The organism is Agrococcus versicolor (assembly GCF_039531815.1).
In the GTDB taxonomy this organism is placed as follows: Bacteria; Actinomycetota; Actinomycetes; order Actinomycetales; family Microbacteriaceae; genus Agrococcus; species Agrococcus versicolor.
Genome location: NZ_BAAAQT010000005.1, coordinates 740,888 through 754,677 on the forward strand (window position 1 = coordinate 740,888; position 13,790 = coordinate 754,677).

Below are 13,790 nucleotides of genomic sequence, written 5' to 3' on the forward strand. Positions count from 1 at the left end.
ACCCCGACGCGTCGTTCCCCGCGCGCGAGGCGACGCTCGTGCCGCACGCGGCATCGAGGGCCCACGCCCCGGCGGACGCCGTGCGGATCGCCGCCGGCGAGCGTCGGCACGTCGTCGAGTGGCGACGCCGCGAGACGGGGCTCGAGGGCGAGGCGCCCTACGTCGAGGAGTGGAAGCCGCTCCCGCCACGCCTGCACGACGTGCAGCGACTCGAGCGCACGGTGCGCCTCGGCGCGGTCGCCGTCGCGCGGACGCCCGTCACGGCGGGCGAGCTCGCCGCGTGGCGCGGCGCGACGACGCCCGACGTGCCAGGCGCGGCCGCGACGCACGTCGACCTCGACGAGGCGCGCGCCTACGCGACCGCCCACGGGGCACGCCTGCCCACCGATGCCGAGTGGCGCGAGGCCGCCGCGGCGCTCGAGCGTCCTGCGCCGTCGCCATGGGAGTGGACCGAGACCGAGCGCACCGACGGCGTGACGCGTCGCGTGCTGCTCGTCGGCGGGAGCGCCCGGGCGGTCGAGGGATCGGACTGGTACGCCGACGGCGGTGCGCAGCCGCCCGAGCGCGTGCTGTCGTGGCTGCGCACGGGGCTCGACCGCAGCGACGCCATCGGGTTCCGTCTCGCATGGGACCTGCACGACACGGAGGAGACGGCATGACCGGTCCGCTCGAGGGCGTGCGCGTCATCGACGCATCCACGCTCTTCGCAGGCCCGCTCGCCGCGACGTTCCTCGGCGACTTCGGCGCCGACGTCGTCAAGATCGAGCATCCTCGCCGCCCGGACGCCGCGAGGGGCCACGGGCAGGCGAAGGACGGCGTCAACCTCTGGTGGAAGACGCTCGGTCGCAACAAGCGCGCCGCGACGATCGACCTCTCGTCGCAGGACGGCGCCGACCTCCTCGTCGACCTCGCGACCGACGCCGACGTGCTCGTCGAGAACTTCCGGCCGGGCACGCTCGAGCGCTGGGGTCTCAGCCCCGAGCGGCTGCTCGCGGCGAACCCGCGCCTCGTCATCGCGCGGGTCACGGCCTTCGGCCAGACCGGTCCGATGGCGACGCAGCCGGGCTTCGGCTCGATCGCCGAGGCCATGAGCGGGTTCGCCGCCATCACCGGCGAGCCCGACGGACCGCCGATCCTGCCGCCCTTCGGCCTCGCCGACGGCATCACGGCGCTCGCCACCGCCTACGCGTGCTCGATCGCGCTGCGCCATGCAGAGCGCACGGGGGAGGGCCAGGTCGTCGACATGGCGATCATCGAGCCCATCCTCATGCTGCTCGGCGGCGGCATCACCGCCTACGACCAGCTCGGCTACCTGCAGCCGCGCACGGGCAACCGCTCGGTGAACAACGCGCCGCGCAACGTCTACCGCACGCGCGACGACCGATGGGTGGCCGTCTCGACGTCGTCGCAGTCGATCGCGGAGCGCGTCATGCGGCTCGTCGGCCGTCCCGACGTCGTCGACGAGCCCTGGTTCGGCACCGGCCGCGACCGCGCCGCCCACGTCGACGAGCTCGATGCGGCCGTCGGCGGCTGGATCGGCGAGCGCGACCTCGACGTCGTCCTGGCGGAGTTCGCTCGCGTCGAGGCGGCGATCGGCGTCGTCGACGACGTCGCGGGCGTCATGGCGAACCCGCAGTACGACGCGCTCGGCACCATCCTCGAGCTCGACGACGACGACCTCGGGCGCCTCAAGATGCAGAACGTGCTGTTCCGCCTCTCGGCGACGCCGGGCGCCGTGCGGCACGCCGGCAGGCGGCACGGCGCCGACACCGAGGCCGTGCTCGCCGAGGTGGGCGTCACGCCCGAGCAGCTCGCGGCGCTGCGCGAGCGCGGCGTGGTCTGACGCCTGCGGGGCGGCCTCAGGCGCCGAGGCGGATGCGGTTGCCCCACGGGTCGTCGAAGCCGAGCGTCGCGCCGTCGTCGGCGACCTGCACGCCGCGGTCCGCGAGGCGCTCGCGCACCGCGCCCATCGACTCCGCGTCGGGCACGACGACGTCGACGAGGCCGAGCCCGAGCGTGTCGGCGCGTCGGCCGGCTCCCGCGGAGTTCCACGTGTTCATCGCCATGTGGTGGTGGTAGCCGCCCGCGCTCACGAACAGCGCCTGCCCTCCGAGGGATGCCGTCTCGGCGAAGCCGAGCGCGTCGACGTAGAACGCGCGCGCCGTCGGCACGTCGCCGACCTGGAGGTGGACGTGGCCGACGGTCGCGCCGGTGGGCTGCCCCGCGCCCTCGACGAGGTGCTCGCGCACGAATGCGCTCGGGTCGAACCCGTCGGTCGTCATCTGCACCCGGCCGTCCTGCCAGCGCCACACGTCGCGCGGGCGGTCGGCGTACAGCTCGACGCCGTTGCCGTCGGGGTCGACGAAGTAGAACGCCTCCGAGACGCCGTGGTCGCCGACGCCAGCGAAGACCATGCCGGGCACCTGCGTCATGCGCAGCACCGCGGCCGCGAGCGACGCCTGGTCCTCGTACAGCACCGCGGTGTGGAAGAGGCCGGCGGCCCTCGGATCCGGACCGCGCAGGTCGGGCGCGGCCTCGAGGCGCACGAGCGTGCGACCGTCGACGCCGAGCTCGACGGCGCCGGGCGACTCGGCGATGGGCGACAGCCCGGGACCCTGGAGGTACCAGCGCTCGAGGCGGGCGAGGTCGGCGGTGCGGAGGGTGACGGGACCCATGCGGGTCGCGTCGGGCAGGAAATCGTTCACATTCGAAGCAACCACGCCTGCCGCCTCCGCATTCCGCCGACCGATCGCGTCAGCCCTCGGCGCCGGGGACGTGGCGCTCGTCGGGGCCGTCGTACGCCGCGAGCGGGCGGATGAGCGCGTTCGACGCCGCCTGCTCCATGACGTGCGCCGTCCAGCCCGTGATGCGCGCCGCGACGAACAGCGGCGTGAACGTGGGGGTGTCGAAGCCCATGAGGCGGTAGGCGGGGCCCGAGGGGTAGTCGAGGTTCGGGTGGATGCCCTTGGCACGGACGAACTCGCGCTCGAGCTCCTCGTAGAGCGCGAGCATGTCCTGCGCGCCGTAGTGCTCGACGAGCTCGTCGAGCGCAGCGCGCATCGTGGGCACGCGCGAGTCGCCGTGCTTGTAGACGCGGTGGCCGAAGCCCATGATCTTGCGCTTCTCGGCGAGCGCCGTCTCGAGCCAGGCCGACACGTTCGACGCCTCGCCGATCTCGTCGAACAGATGCATGACGGCCTCGTTCGCGCCGCCGTGCAGCGCGCCCTTCAGCGCACCGATCGCGCCGACGACCGCCGAGTACAGGTCGGCCGTGGTCGACGTGATGACGCGCGCCGTGAAGGTCGACGCGTTGAACGAGTGCTCGGCGTACAGCACCATCGAGCGACGGAAGGCGTCGACGACGACGGGCTCGGGCTCCTCGCCGAACGTCATCCAGAGGAAGTTCGCCGAGAAGTCGAGGTCGTCGCGCGGGGCGACGATGTCCTGGCCGCGACGGCGGCGCTGGTCGTACGCGACCATCGCGGGGATGCGGGCGAGCAGGCGCACCGACTTGTCGAGGTCGGACTCGCGCGACGCGTCGTCGGCGGAGGGGTCGTCGGCGCCCGTGGCGGAGACGGCGGTGCGCAGCACGTCCATGGGGTGCGCCGTGACGGGGGAGCGGTCGATGAGCTCGCGCGTGAGCGGGTCGAGCGCGCGATCGCCGCGCTCCTGGCGCTGCAGCGCCTCCAGCTCGGCGTCGCTCGGCAGCTCGCCGTGCCACAGCAGGTGCGCGACGGCCTCGAACGACTGCGTGTCGGCGAGCTCCTGCACCGGGTAGCCGCGGTAGAGCAGGCTGTTCGTCTCGGGGTTGACCTTCGAGATGGCCGTGGTGTCGACGACGACGCCCGCGAGCCCCTTCTTGATGTCCTGCTCGGTCATGGGAGTGCTCCTTGGCCTCGGTGCTGCCGGTCGGGTGCGCCTGGCACCTCGAAGTCGAAGACGCCCGCGTCGAACGCGGCGTACGCCTGGTAGTCGTTGAGCTCGTAGAGCCTGGCTCGAGTCTGCATGGTCTCCACCTGCGACGCCAGGGACCCCTCGGTCGCGAGGGCGTCGAGCGCGCGCTCGATCGCACCGAACGCGACGCGCAGCAGGGACACGGGATGGATGACCATGCTGACCCCGACGTCCTCGAGCTGCTGCGCGGTCCACAGCGGACTCTTGCCGAACTCCGTCATGTTGGCGAGGATCGGCACGTCGACGGCGGCACGGACGGCGGCGAACTCCTCGAGCGAGGCCATCGCCTCCGGGAAGATCGCGTCGGCACCCGCGTCGACGAGCGCACGCGCGCGGTCGACGGCGGCGTCGAGCCCGTCGACCCCGCGCACGTCGGTGCGCGCCATGATGACGAGCCCGGGGTCGCGGCGGGCGGCGACGGCGGCGGCGATGCGCCGCGTCGCGGCGGCGGTCGAGACGACCTCCTTGCCGTCGAGGTGGCCGCAGCGCTTCGGGTTCACCTGGTCCTCGACGTGGAGGCCTGCGACGCCGGCGTCCTCGAGCTCGTGCACGGTGCGCGCGACGTTCATGGGCTCGCCGAAGCCCGTGTCGGCGTCCACGAGCACGGGCAGCGACGTCTGGCGCGCGACCTGGTGCGCACGCTGCGCGACCTCCGTCAGCGTCGTGAGCCCGATGTCCGGCAGGCCGAGCTCGGCCGCCATGACCGCGCCCGAGAGGTACACGCCCTCGAAGCCCTTGGCCTCGATGAGCGCGGTCGACAGCGGCGTGAAGGCGCCGGGGAAGCGCTGGATGCGACCGGATGCGAGCCCGAGGCGGAACGCCTGCCGCTTGGCGCGGGCGTCGATGGGCGAGGAGAGCACTAGAAGATCCCCTGCGTCGTCGTCGGGCGGATGAGGCCCGCGGGCGCGGCGACCGTCAGCGAGCGCACCTCGTCGGCCGTCAGCTCGGGCAGGCGCTCGGCGAGGTCCACGAACCGCTGCAGCTCGCCCGCGTCGACGACGCCGTCCGCGAGCGTGTGCAGCTTCTCGAGGTACTGGGCGCGGGCGAAGGGGCGCGCACCGGCCGGGTGCGCGTCGGCGACGGCGATCTCGTCGACGATGCGCTCGCCCGAGGCGAGCGTGATCTCGATGCGACCGCCGAACGCCTTCGCCGCCGGGTCGGGGTCGTGGTAGCGACGCGTCCACTCGGCGTCCTCGACCGTCGTGACGCTGCGCCACAGCGCGACGGTGTCGGGCCTGGCGGCGCGCTCGGGTGCGTACGAGTCGACGTGGTGCCAGCCACCGTCCTGCAGCGCGACGGCCACGATGTACGGGATCGAGTGGTCGAGGGTCTCGCGCGACGCCGTCGGGTCGTACTTCTGCGGGTCGTTCGCGCCGGAGCCGATGACGACGTGCGTGTGGTGCGAGGTGTGGAGCACGATCGAGGCGACGTTCGCCGGGTCGCGCAGCTCGGGGCGCTCGGTGCCGAGGCGGCGGGCGAGGTCGATCCAGGCCTGGGCCTGGTACTCGGCCGAGTGCTCCTTCGTGTACGTGTCGAGGATGGCGCGCTTGGCCTCGCCCGCGACGGGCAGCGGCACCTCGTAGCGCGCATCCCAGCCGCCGAGCAGCCATGCGATGACGCCGTCCTCGCCCTCGTAGATGGGCGTGGGGCTCGTCTGACCCCGCATGGCGCGGTCGACGGCCTCGACGGCCATCTTGCCCGCGAACGCGGGCGCGTGCGCCTTCCACGTCGAGATCTCGCCCTTGCGCGACTGCCGCGTGGCGGTGGTCGTGTGGAGCGCCTGCCCGACGGCCTGGAAGATCGTCTCGCGGTCGAGACCGAGGAGCGTGCCGATGCCGGCGGCGGCGGACGGGCCGAGGTGGGCGACGTGGTCGATCTTGTGCTCGTGGAGGCAGATGGCGCGGACGAGGTCGACCTGGATCTCGTAGCCGGTCGCGATGCCGCGCACGAGGGCTGCGCCGTCGGCGCCGACGTGCTGCGCGACCGCGAGGATCGGCGGGATGTTGTCGCCGGGATGCGAGTAGTCGGCGGCGAGGAACGTGTCGTGGAAGTCGAGCTCGCGCACGGCCACGCCGTTCGCCCACGCCGCCCACTCGGGGCTCACGCGGTCGTCGACGCCGAAGACGGTGGCGCCCGGCGCGTACGGATGGCGCAGCGCCTGCTCGCGGGCGGCCGTGACCGGAGCGCGCGTGAGGCTCGCGATCGCGACGGACGCGTTGTCGAGCACGCGGTTGACGATCATCTCGGCGACGTCGGCGTCGACCGCGACGGGATCGGCCGCGACCTCGGCGATGCGCCACGCGAGCTGCTGCTCGCGCGGGAGGGGCTCGGCGCTGCGATGGGCGCGCAGGTGGTGGAGCTCGGTCATGGGGTCCTTCCGGTGGCGGCGTCGGGGGAGTCGGGAGCCAGGGCGAGCTCGACGCTCGCGAGGGCATGGTGGAGGTGGACGTGGGTCGCGTGGGCGGCGAGGTCGCCGTCGCCGGCGGCGATCGCACGAGCGATGAGCGCGTGCTCGGCCGCGGAGGCGCGCAGCCGCTCCGGTCGATCGCTCGCGAGCCTGCGGATGCGACCGAGGTGCGCACGGATCGGCTGCAGGGCGCGGGCGAGGAAGGCGTTGGCCACGGCGGCCTCGATCGCGGCGTCGAGCTCGGCGACGCGTGCGTAGTAGGCGGCGACGTCGTCGGTGACGTCGCTGCGCTCGAAGGCGTCGGCGAGCGGTGCGAAGGCGTTGCGCTCGGCGTCGGAGCGCTCGGCGGCGAGGCTCGCGGCGCGCTCCTCGAGCGCGCGGCGCACGGCGAAGAGGTCGCGGATCTGGCCGAGGGAGACGTCGGCGACGACCGTGACGCGCGGGCTGCGCTGCACGACGAGCCCCTCGGACTCGAGCCGGTCGAGCGCCTCGCGCAGCGGCGTCCTGCTCACGCCGATGCGCGCGGCCTGCTCGACCTCGCCAAGCACGGAGCCGGGTGGGAGGGCGCCGGACTGGATGTCGTCGCGCAGCCGCGCGTAGGCGTGCTCGCCGGCGCGTCGCCGAGTGCTCGCATCCATGCCCACGTCAGGAGTGTATCCATTCGGCGGTTCGGCACACCAGGATTCGCCGTTCGTCTGCACGAGTGCATGCACCGACGTCAGCGGCCTCCGAGGTTCGACAGCGCCGCGCCCAGGCCGGCGACGACGAGGACGACGATGCCGAGCACGTGCACGACGCGGCCGACGACGAGCATCGGCAGGTCACGGCCGTCGTGCGCCGCCGAGCCGAAGACGAGGCTGCGCGCGCCCGGACTCCATCGGATCCGGAACCCGATGCGTCGCAGCTCGTGCGACGGCGCGCGGAACTCGGCGCCCGACGCCTCGCGCGGCGCCTTCCAGGCCGCCTGCGCCGCGTACCAGGCGATGACGACGAATGGCATGACGAGCGTCGCGCCCCATGCGACGAGGGCGACGCCGATCGCGGTGCCGATGCCGGCATCGAGCGCTCGTGCGAGGGCGACGCCGCCGGCGGCCAGCCCGACGCCCGCCGGCACGAGCACGATGCCCCACGGCCAGCCGGGATGCGCGCCCGTGCTCGACGAGCGCCGCACGCGTCCTGCCTCCTGCCACCCCATCCGGGCCCCCTCCGACGAGACCACGCTAGGTCCGCCTCGCTGGGCGTTCGCGGGGTGCAGGACTCGAGGGTGGCAGCTGCTCGGTCAGGTGCCGCAGTAGGTCTGGTACGTGCCGAAGGCCAGGGGAGCCGGCTCGGCGTAGCGCTCGAGGCCGGGACGCTCCGCGTAGGGGAGGGAGACCGCGTCGAGCAGTCGCTCGAGCGGCACGAGGTCGCCCGCGGTCGCCGCGGCGAGCGCCTCCTCCACGAGGTGGTTGCGGGGGATGACGACCGGATTGACCGCGGCCATCGCCTCGCCGTCCGGGTGGAGGGCCATCCAGCGTCGCGTCCAGGCCTCGAGCTCCTCGGAGGCACCGAGCAGCGCGTGCATGCGGGTCGCGTCGCCGCGGGCCGCATCCGTGAGCGCTCGGAAGCACGACGTGTGGTCGGCGCGCGTGGCCTGCATCATCGCGACGAGGTCGCCTACGAGCGAGGACGCCACCTGCGGGTAGACGTCGCCGCGCACGCCGAGCTTCGCCAGCATCCCGTCCGTCCACGCCGTCGCATGCTGCGGGGCGAAGGCGTCGATCGCCTCCTGGGCGAGCGCGAGCGCGGCGTCGGGGTCGTCGTCGAGCACGGGCAGCAGCGCCTCGCCGAGCCGTGCGAGGTTCCACGCCGCGATGCCCGGCTGGTTGCCGTAGGCGTAGCGGCCGCCGACGTCGATCGAGCTGTAGACCGTCTGCGGGTCGAAGGCGTCCATGAAGGCGCAGGGGCCGTAGTCGATCGTCTCGCCCGAGAGCGTCATGTTGTCGGTGTTCATCACGCCGTGGACGAAGCCGACGAGCATCCATCGCGCGACGAGCGAGGCCTGCGCCGAGATCACCCGCTGCAGCAGCGCGAGGGCGGGGACGTCGGCGTCGACGAGGTCGGGATGGTGCCTGCGGATCGCGTGGTCGACGAGCCGACGCAGCAGCGCTCGGTCGCCGCTCGCGCTCGCGAGCTGCACGCTGCCGACCCGCAGGTGGCTGCTCGCGACGCGTGCGAGCACCGCGCCCGGCAGCAGCGTGTCGCGCTGCACGGACCGACCGGTGGCGACGACCGCGAGCGAGCGCGTCGTCGGGACGCCGAGCGCATGCATCGCCTCGCTGATGACGTGCTCCCGCAGCATGGGGCCGACCGCTGCGAGGCCGTCGCCGCCGCGTGCGAGCGGCGTGCGGCCCGAGCCCTTGAGGTGGAGGTCGAGGAGGCGACCGTCGGGCGCGCGCAGCTCGCCGAGCAGCAGGGCGCGTCCGTCGCCGAGGCGGGGCGAGTAGCCGCCGAACTGGTGGCCGGCGTACACCTGCGCGACGGGATGGGCGCCCTCGGGCACGGCGGCCCCCGTGAGCATCCGCACGCCCTCCCGCGTCCGCAGTGCGTCGGGATCGAGCCCGACCTCGGTCGCGAGCCGCTCGTTCAGCACGAGCAGCCGCGGATCCGGCGGCTCCTCGGCCTGCCAGGCGATCGCCATCTCGGGCAGGTCGTCGGCGAAGCCGTGCGCGAGGGCGACGGACGTCTGCGTTGCAGGAACCATGCCGCCGACGCTACGCGCAGCGCCGTGCGCTCGACACCCGTTGCGCGGTCGCCCCTGCGTCAGGCGCCGAGGTGGCGCTGCGGCACGGGCGCGCCGACTGGTCGCATCCTGCGTCGACTGGTCGCATCCTGCGTCGATTGGTCGCGTTCTGCGTCGACTGGTCACGGTTGCACCTCGAATGGGTCCTCGGAGGTGCAATGGCGACCAGCGTGGGTGCAATCGTGACCAGTGCGGGTGCGATCGTGACCAGTGCGGGTGCAGTGGTGACCAGCGTGGTGCAACCGTGACCAGTGCGAGTGAGATCGTGACCAGTCGAGGCAGGGGAGCGATCGCAGGACGTGACCCGTCGACGTGAGACGAGACCGGTCGTCGCAGAACGTGACCAGTCGAGGCAGGATGCGACCAGTCGAGGCAGGATGCGACCGGTCGAGGCAGGATGCGACCGGTCGAGGCAGGATGCGACCAGTCATGCCGAGGGTCGCGCCGATGCGAACTCGGCCCGACGCCCGTCCGCGGGCTGCGCTGCCGGGTGGAGGATGGGCCCCCGCGGCGGCCCGCGCACCGGACCCCCCGCCGGGCGACCCCGCCTACGCCCCGAGGTCGCGCTCGAGCACCGGCGCGAGGCGGAACGGGATGAGCTCGCCCATCGACAGCCACGTCTCCGTGCGCACGACGCCCTCGCACTGCAGCACGAGACGACTGACGCGGTAGAGGTCCTCGGCGTCCTTGCACACGCAGCGCACGAGCACGTCGGCCTGCCCGGCGATGCCGTGCGCCTGCACGACCTCGGGGATCTCGCGCAGCTGCGCGACGACGTGGTCGATGCGCGGCTGGTCGACGTGCGTCGCCATGAAGACCGTGAGCGGGTAGCCGAGCGCCTCGGCGTGCAGCCGGCGGTCGAAGCCCTGCAGCGCCTCCGACCCCTCGAGCGCCTGCACGCGCGCCTGCACGGTGTTGCGGGCGAGGCCGAGGCGCTCGGCGATGGCGACGATCGTCGACCGCGGGTGCTCGGTCATGGCGAGCAGGATCTTGCGATCGGTGTCATCGACGACCTTCATGCGATGCATCCTATGCGGGATGCATGGATGTGGACAGCAGGATGCGCAATGCGGCGCGTCGGCGTTGCTCGATCTGCGCGACGTCGATAGCGTTGCGACAGCAGGGCCCGCACCACGGCCCGCGATGCGCCCACGAGGTGCGTGAACGAGGAGGTTCCGCCCATGTCGCTGACCGTACCCGCGCCCGACCCGGCGCTCGCAGCGGGGCTCGACGAGCCGCTGACCGTGCTGCACCCCGACGGCTCGCGCCACGCGAGCGCGCTGCTCGACCCGCAGCTCGGCGACGTCGACGAGCACCTGCTCACCGACCTCTACGTCGACCTGTCGATCCTGCGCCGCATCGACGCGGAGGCGTTCGCGCTCACCCGCCAGGGCGAGCTGCTGCTCTGGCCGCCGTCGCAGGGCCAGGAGGCCGCGCAGATCGGCTCCGGGCGTGCGCTGCGCGACACCGACTTCGTCTTCGGCTCGTACCGCGAGCACGGTCTCGCGTACCTACGCGGCGTCGACCAGGGCGAGGCGATGCGCGTCTGGAAGGGCGTGCAGCAGTCGGGCTGGGACCCGATGGAGCACCACCTCGCGACGCCGCAGATCATCATCGGGGCGCAGTCGCTCCACGCGACGGGCTACGCCATGGCGTCGACGCTCGACGGCTCGGACGACGTCGCGGTCGCCTACTTCGGCGACGGCGCCACGAGCGAGGGCGACGTCAACGAGGCGATGGTGTTCGCGAGCGCGTTCCAGGCGCCCGTGATCTTCGTCTGCCAGAACAACCAGTACGCGATCTCCGAGCCCGTGGCCGTGCAGTCGGGCTTCCCGCTCGCGCTGCGCCCGACCGGCTTCGGCATCCCCGCGCTGCGCGTCGACGGCAACGACGTCCTCGCGATGCTCGCCGCGACGCGCATCGCCGTCGAGCGCGCACGCTCGGGCGGCGGCCCCACGTTCATCGAGGCCATGACGTACCGCATGGGCCCGCACACCTCCACCGACGACCCCAAGCGCTACCGCGACGAGGCGGAGGTCGCGAGCTGGCGTGCCAAGGACCCGATCGTGCGCCTCGAGCGTCACCTCGAGTCGGTCGGCGCGCCCATCGAGCGCATCCGCGAGGAGGCGAAGATCCGCTGCGACGCCGTCGCGAAGGAGCTGCGCGCCGCGGTCACGGCCGTGCACGTGCCCGACGAGCGCACGCTCTTCGAGCACGTCTACACGACCCCCACGAAGCGGCTCGAGCGTCAGCTCGCCGAGCACGACGCGTTCGTCGCGAGCGTCGAGGCGGAGGACCACGCATGACCGCGCCCGAGACGATGCAGCTCGGCAAGGCCATCGGCGCCGCGCTCCACGACGCCCTCGCCGAGGACGACCGCGTCTTCCTCATGGGCGAGGACATCGGCGCCCTCGGCGGCGTGTTCCGCGTCACCGACGGCCTCCAGGCCACGTACGGCCCGAAGCGCGTCATCGACTCGCCGCTGGCGGAGTCGGCCATCATCGGCACCGCGATCGGCATGGCCTACCGCGGCTACCGGCCCGTGGTCGAGATCCAGTTCGACGGCTTCATCTACCCCGGGTTCGACCAGATCGTCGCCCAGGTCGCGAAGCTGCACTACCGGACCAAGGGCCGCGTGCGCGTGCCCATGGTCATCCGCGTGCCGTATGGCGGGGACATCGGCTCGGTCGAGCACCACTCCGAGAGCCCCGAGTCGTACTTCGCCCACACCGCCGGCCTGCGGGTCGTGACCGCCGCGACGCCGCAGGAGGCGTACTCGACGCTGCGCGCCGCCATCGCGAGCGACGACCCGGTGCTCTTCTTCGAGCCGAAGTCGCGCTACTGGTCGAAGGGCGAGGTCGACCGCTCGATCGTGCGCGACCTCGACACCGCCGAGGTGCTCGTGCGCGGCCGCGACGTGACCCTCGCCACGTACGGGCCGGTCGTGAAGACCGCGCTCGACGCCGCCGTCGCGGCGTCCGACGAGGGCATCGAGATCGAGGTCATCGACCTGCGCTCGATCTCCCCGCTCGACGTCGACACGGTCGTCGCGAGCGTCGAGCGCACCGGCCGCCTCGTCGTCGCCCATGAGGCGCCCAAGGAGTCGTCGGTGTCGTCCGAGCTCGTCGCGAGCGTCGTCGAGCGGGCCTTCGCCTCGCTGCAGGCCGCGCCCGAGCGCGTCACCGCCTACGACACCCCGTATCCGCCGAGCGCGTTCGAGGAGGCGTACCTGCCGAGCGTCGACCGCATCCTCGACGCCGTCGACCGCACGCTCGGCCGCCGCAGCTCGCGGACCGCCGGCGATCGCACGCCCGCCCTGCAGGGAGGATCCCGATGACCACCTTCCGCCTGCCGGACCTCGGCGAGGGGCTCACCGAGTCCGAGATCGTGCGCTGGCTCGTCGCCGAGGGCGACGAGGTCGAGCTGAACCAGATCCTCGCCGAGGTCGAGACGGCCAAGGCCGTCGTCGACCTGCCGAGCCCGTACGCGGGCGTCGTCACCCGCCTGCACGCCACCGAGGGCGAGACCATCGCCGTCGGCGCGCCGCTCATCGAGTACGACGTCGAGGGCGCGGAGGCCGAGCAGGCCACTGCGGCACCCGCGCCGGAGGCCGCCGAGCCCGAGCGCCAGCCGGCGCCCGCGCAGCCGGTCGAGGAGCGCAAGCCCGCCGACGCCAAGCCCGTCGAGGAGCGCGTGAGCGTGCTCGTCGGCTCGGTGAAGCTCGGCACGGGCGCACGCGCCACGCGCCGCCGCCGCACGTTCGAGCCCACGCCGTTCGTGCGCGACGAGCGCCGACCCGCGCGCGCCTACCCGCCCGTGCGCGCCCTCGCGCGCCAGCGCGGCATCGACCTCGCCGCGATCGAGCCGTCGGGCGAGGGCGGCGTCGTCACCCGCGCCGACCTCGACCGCACGAACGCGGCGCCCGCCGAGGCCATGACGTCGCAGCCGCGCGCCTCGCGCCGCGAGCGCGTGACCGGCCTGCGCAAGCACACGGCGAAGGCCATGACCGACTCGGCCTTCACGGCGCCGCACGCGGCGGTCTTCCTGCAGGTCGACGTGACCGAGACGAAGCAGCTCGTCGACGACCTCAAGGCCCGCGCCCGCGGCGGCGCGACCCCGACCTTCCTCTCGATGGCGTGCAGGGCGATCCTGCTCGCCGCCGCCAGGACGCCGGAGGTGAACAGCACCTTCCACGCCGACGCGAACGAGATCGAGGTGCACGGCGCCGTCAACCTCGGCATCGCCGTCGCCACCGACCGCGGCCTCGTCGTCGCGAGCGTCGACGACGCCGACCTGCTCGACGCGACCGAGCTCGCCGACCGCATCCGCACGCAGGCCGAGCGCGCCCGAGCCGGCCAGCTGAGCCCGGCCGAGCTCACCTCGTCGACCATGACGGTGTCGAACGTCGGCGTCTTCGGCGTCGACGGCGGCGTGCCGATCCTCAACCCCGGCGAGGCCGTCATCCTCGCGCTCGGCACCGTGCGACGCACGCCGTGGGAGCACCGCGGCGAGATCGCGCTGCGCGACGTCATGCAGATCACGGTGTCGTTCGACCACCGCGTGCTCGACGGCAAGGAGGCGAGCGCGTTCATCGCCGACGTCGGCGCGCTGCTCGAGCACCCCGGCCTCGCGCTGGCGAGGCGCTGA

Annotated in this window: 13 protein-coding genes; 5 read left to right on the top strand and 8 right to left on the bottom strand. The window is 73.4% G+C overall.

The window, feature by feature from the left end; all coding sequences use genetic code 11:
* Both ABD249_RS06420 and ABD249_RS06425 read left to right on the top strand, forming a co-directional pair.
* Window positions 1-659, top strand: a 659-nt coding sequence (locus tag ABD249_RS06420) for an SUMF1/EgtB/PvdO family nonheme iron enzyme (RefSeq protein WP_344341716.1), incomplete at its 5' end; no start/stop codon positions are given.
* Window positions 656-1,843, top strand: a complete 1,188-nt coding sequence (locus ABD249_RS06425; protein WP_344341719.1) for a CaiB/BaiF CoA transferase family protein — start codon at window positions 656-658, stop codon at window positions 1,841-1,843. The genes ABD249_RS06420 and ABD249_RS06425, both read left to right, overlap by 4 nt.
* Before the next feature lie 16 nt (window positions 1,844-1,859).
* On the opposite strand, the gene ABD249_RS06430 is transcribed toward ABD249_RS06425, so the two are convergent.
* The 8 genes from ABD249_RS06430 to ABD249_RS06465 all read right to left on the bottom strand — a co-directional run bounded on the left by ABD249_RS06430 (window position 1,860) and on the right by ABD249_RS06465 (window position 10,162).
* Window positions 1,860-2,675: a VOC family protein gene (locus ABD249_RS06430; protein WP_344341722.1), complete on the bottom strand. Its 816-nt coding sequence runs from the start codon at window positions 2,673-2,675 to the stop codon at window positions 1,860-1,862.
* Between the two features lie 79 nt (window positions 2,676-2,754).
* On the bottom strand, window positions 2,755-3,879 hold the full coding sequence (locus tag ABD249_RS06435; RefSeq protein WP_344341725.1) for a bifunctional 2-methylcitrate synthase/citrate synthase: 1,125 nt from the start codon (window positions 3,877-3,879) through the stop codon (window positions 2,755-2,757).
* Window positions 3,876-4,814 (bottom strand): methylisocitrate lyase, encoded by a 939-nt coding sequence (gene prpB / locus ABD249_RS06440; RefSeq protein ID WP_344341728.1) that lies wholly within the window; start codon window positions 4,812-4,814, stop codon window positions 3,876-3,878. Before prpB ends, ABD249_RS06435 begins: the two co-directional genes overlap by 4 nt.
* Window positions 4,814-6,322 carry an MmgE/PrpD family protein gene (locus tag ABD249_RS06445; RefSeq protein WP_344341731.1) on the bottom strand — a complete coding sequence of 503 codons (1,509 nt, stop codon included), beginning with the start codon at window positions 6,320-6,322 and terminating at the stop codon, window positions 4,814-4,816. The genes prpB and ABD249_RS06445 overlap by 1 nt, the downstream gene beginning before the upstream one ends.
* The gene (locus tag ABD249_RS06450; protein WP_344341734.1) at window positions 6,319-6,999 is read right to left on the bottom strand and encodes a GntR family transcriptional regulator; all 681 of its coding nucleotides are present in this window, start codon (window positions 6,997-6,999) and stop codon (window positions 6,319-6,321) included. The genes ABD249_RS06445 and ABD249_RS06450 overlap by 4 nt, the downstream gene beginning before the upstream one ends.
* 80 nt (window positions 7,000-7,079) lie before the next feature.
* Window positions 7,080-7,556 (bottom strand): hypothetical protein, encoded by a 477-nt coding sequence (locus ABD249_RS06455; RefSeq protein ID WP_344341736.1) that lies wholly within the window; start codon window positions 7,554-7,556, stop codon window positions 7,080-7,082.
* A gap of 84 nt (window positions 7,557-7,640) precedes the next feature.
* Complete coding sequence (locus ABD249_RS06460; protein WP_344341739.1) at window positions 7,641-9,104, bottom strand: protein adenylyltransferase SelO; 1,464 nt, start codon at window positions 9,102-9,104, stop codon at window positions 7,641-7,643.
* Between the two features lie 587 nt (window positions 9,105-9,691).
* Window positions 9,692-10,162, bottom strand: coding sequence for an Lrp/AsnC family transcriptional regulator (locus ABD249_RS06465; RefSeq protein ID WP_344341742.1), 471 nt, complete (start codon window positions 10,160-10,162; stop codon window positions 9,692-9,694).
* Window positions 10,163-10,324: 162 nt separating this feature from the next.
* On the opposite strand from ABD249_RS06465, the gene ABD249_RS06470 reads away from it, so the two are divergent.
* Genes ABD249_RS06470 through ABD249_RS06480 form a run of 3 tightly spaced genes read left to right on the top strand, consistent with a single transcriptional unit; the run spans window position 10,325 to window position 13,790 of the window.
* Window positions 10,325-11,449, top strand: a complete 1,125-nt coding sequence (locus ABD249_RS06470) for a thiamine pyrophosphate-dependent dehydrogenase E1 component subunit alpha (RefSeq protein ID WP_344341745.1) — start codon at window positions 10,325-10,327, stop codon at window positions 11,447-11,449.
* A complete protein-coding gene (locus ABD249_RS06475) occupies window positions 11,446-12,480 on the top strand; it encodes an alpha-ketoacid dehydrogenase subunit beta (RefSeq protein ID WP_344341748.1) in 1,035 nt (344 codons plus the stop codon). The genes ABD249_RS06470 and ABD249_RS06475 overlap by 4 nt, the downstream gene beginning before the upstream one ends.
* A complete protein-coding gene (locus ABD249_RS06480; protein WP_344341752.1) occupies window positions 12,477-13,790 on the top strand; it encodes a dihydrolipoamide acetyltransferase family protein in 1,314 nt (437 codons plus the stop codon). The genes ABD249_RS06475 and ABD249_RS06480 overlap by 4 nt, the downstream gene beginning before the upstream one ends.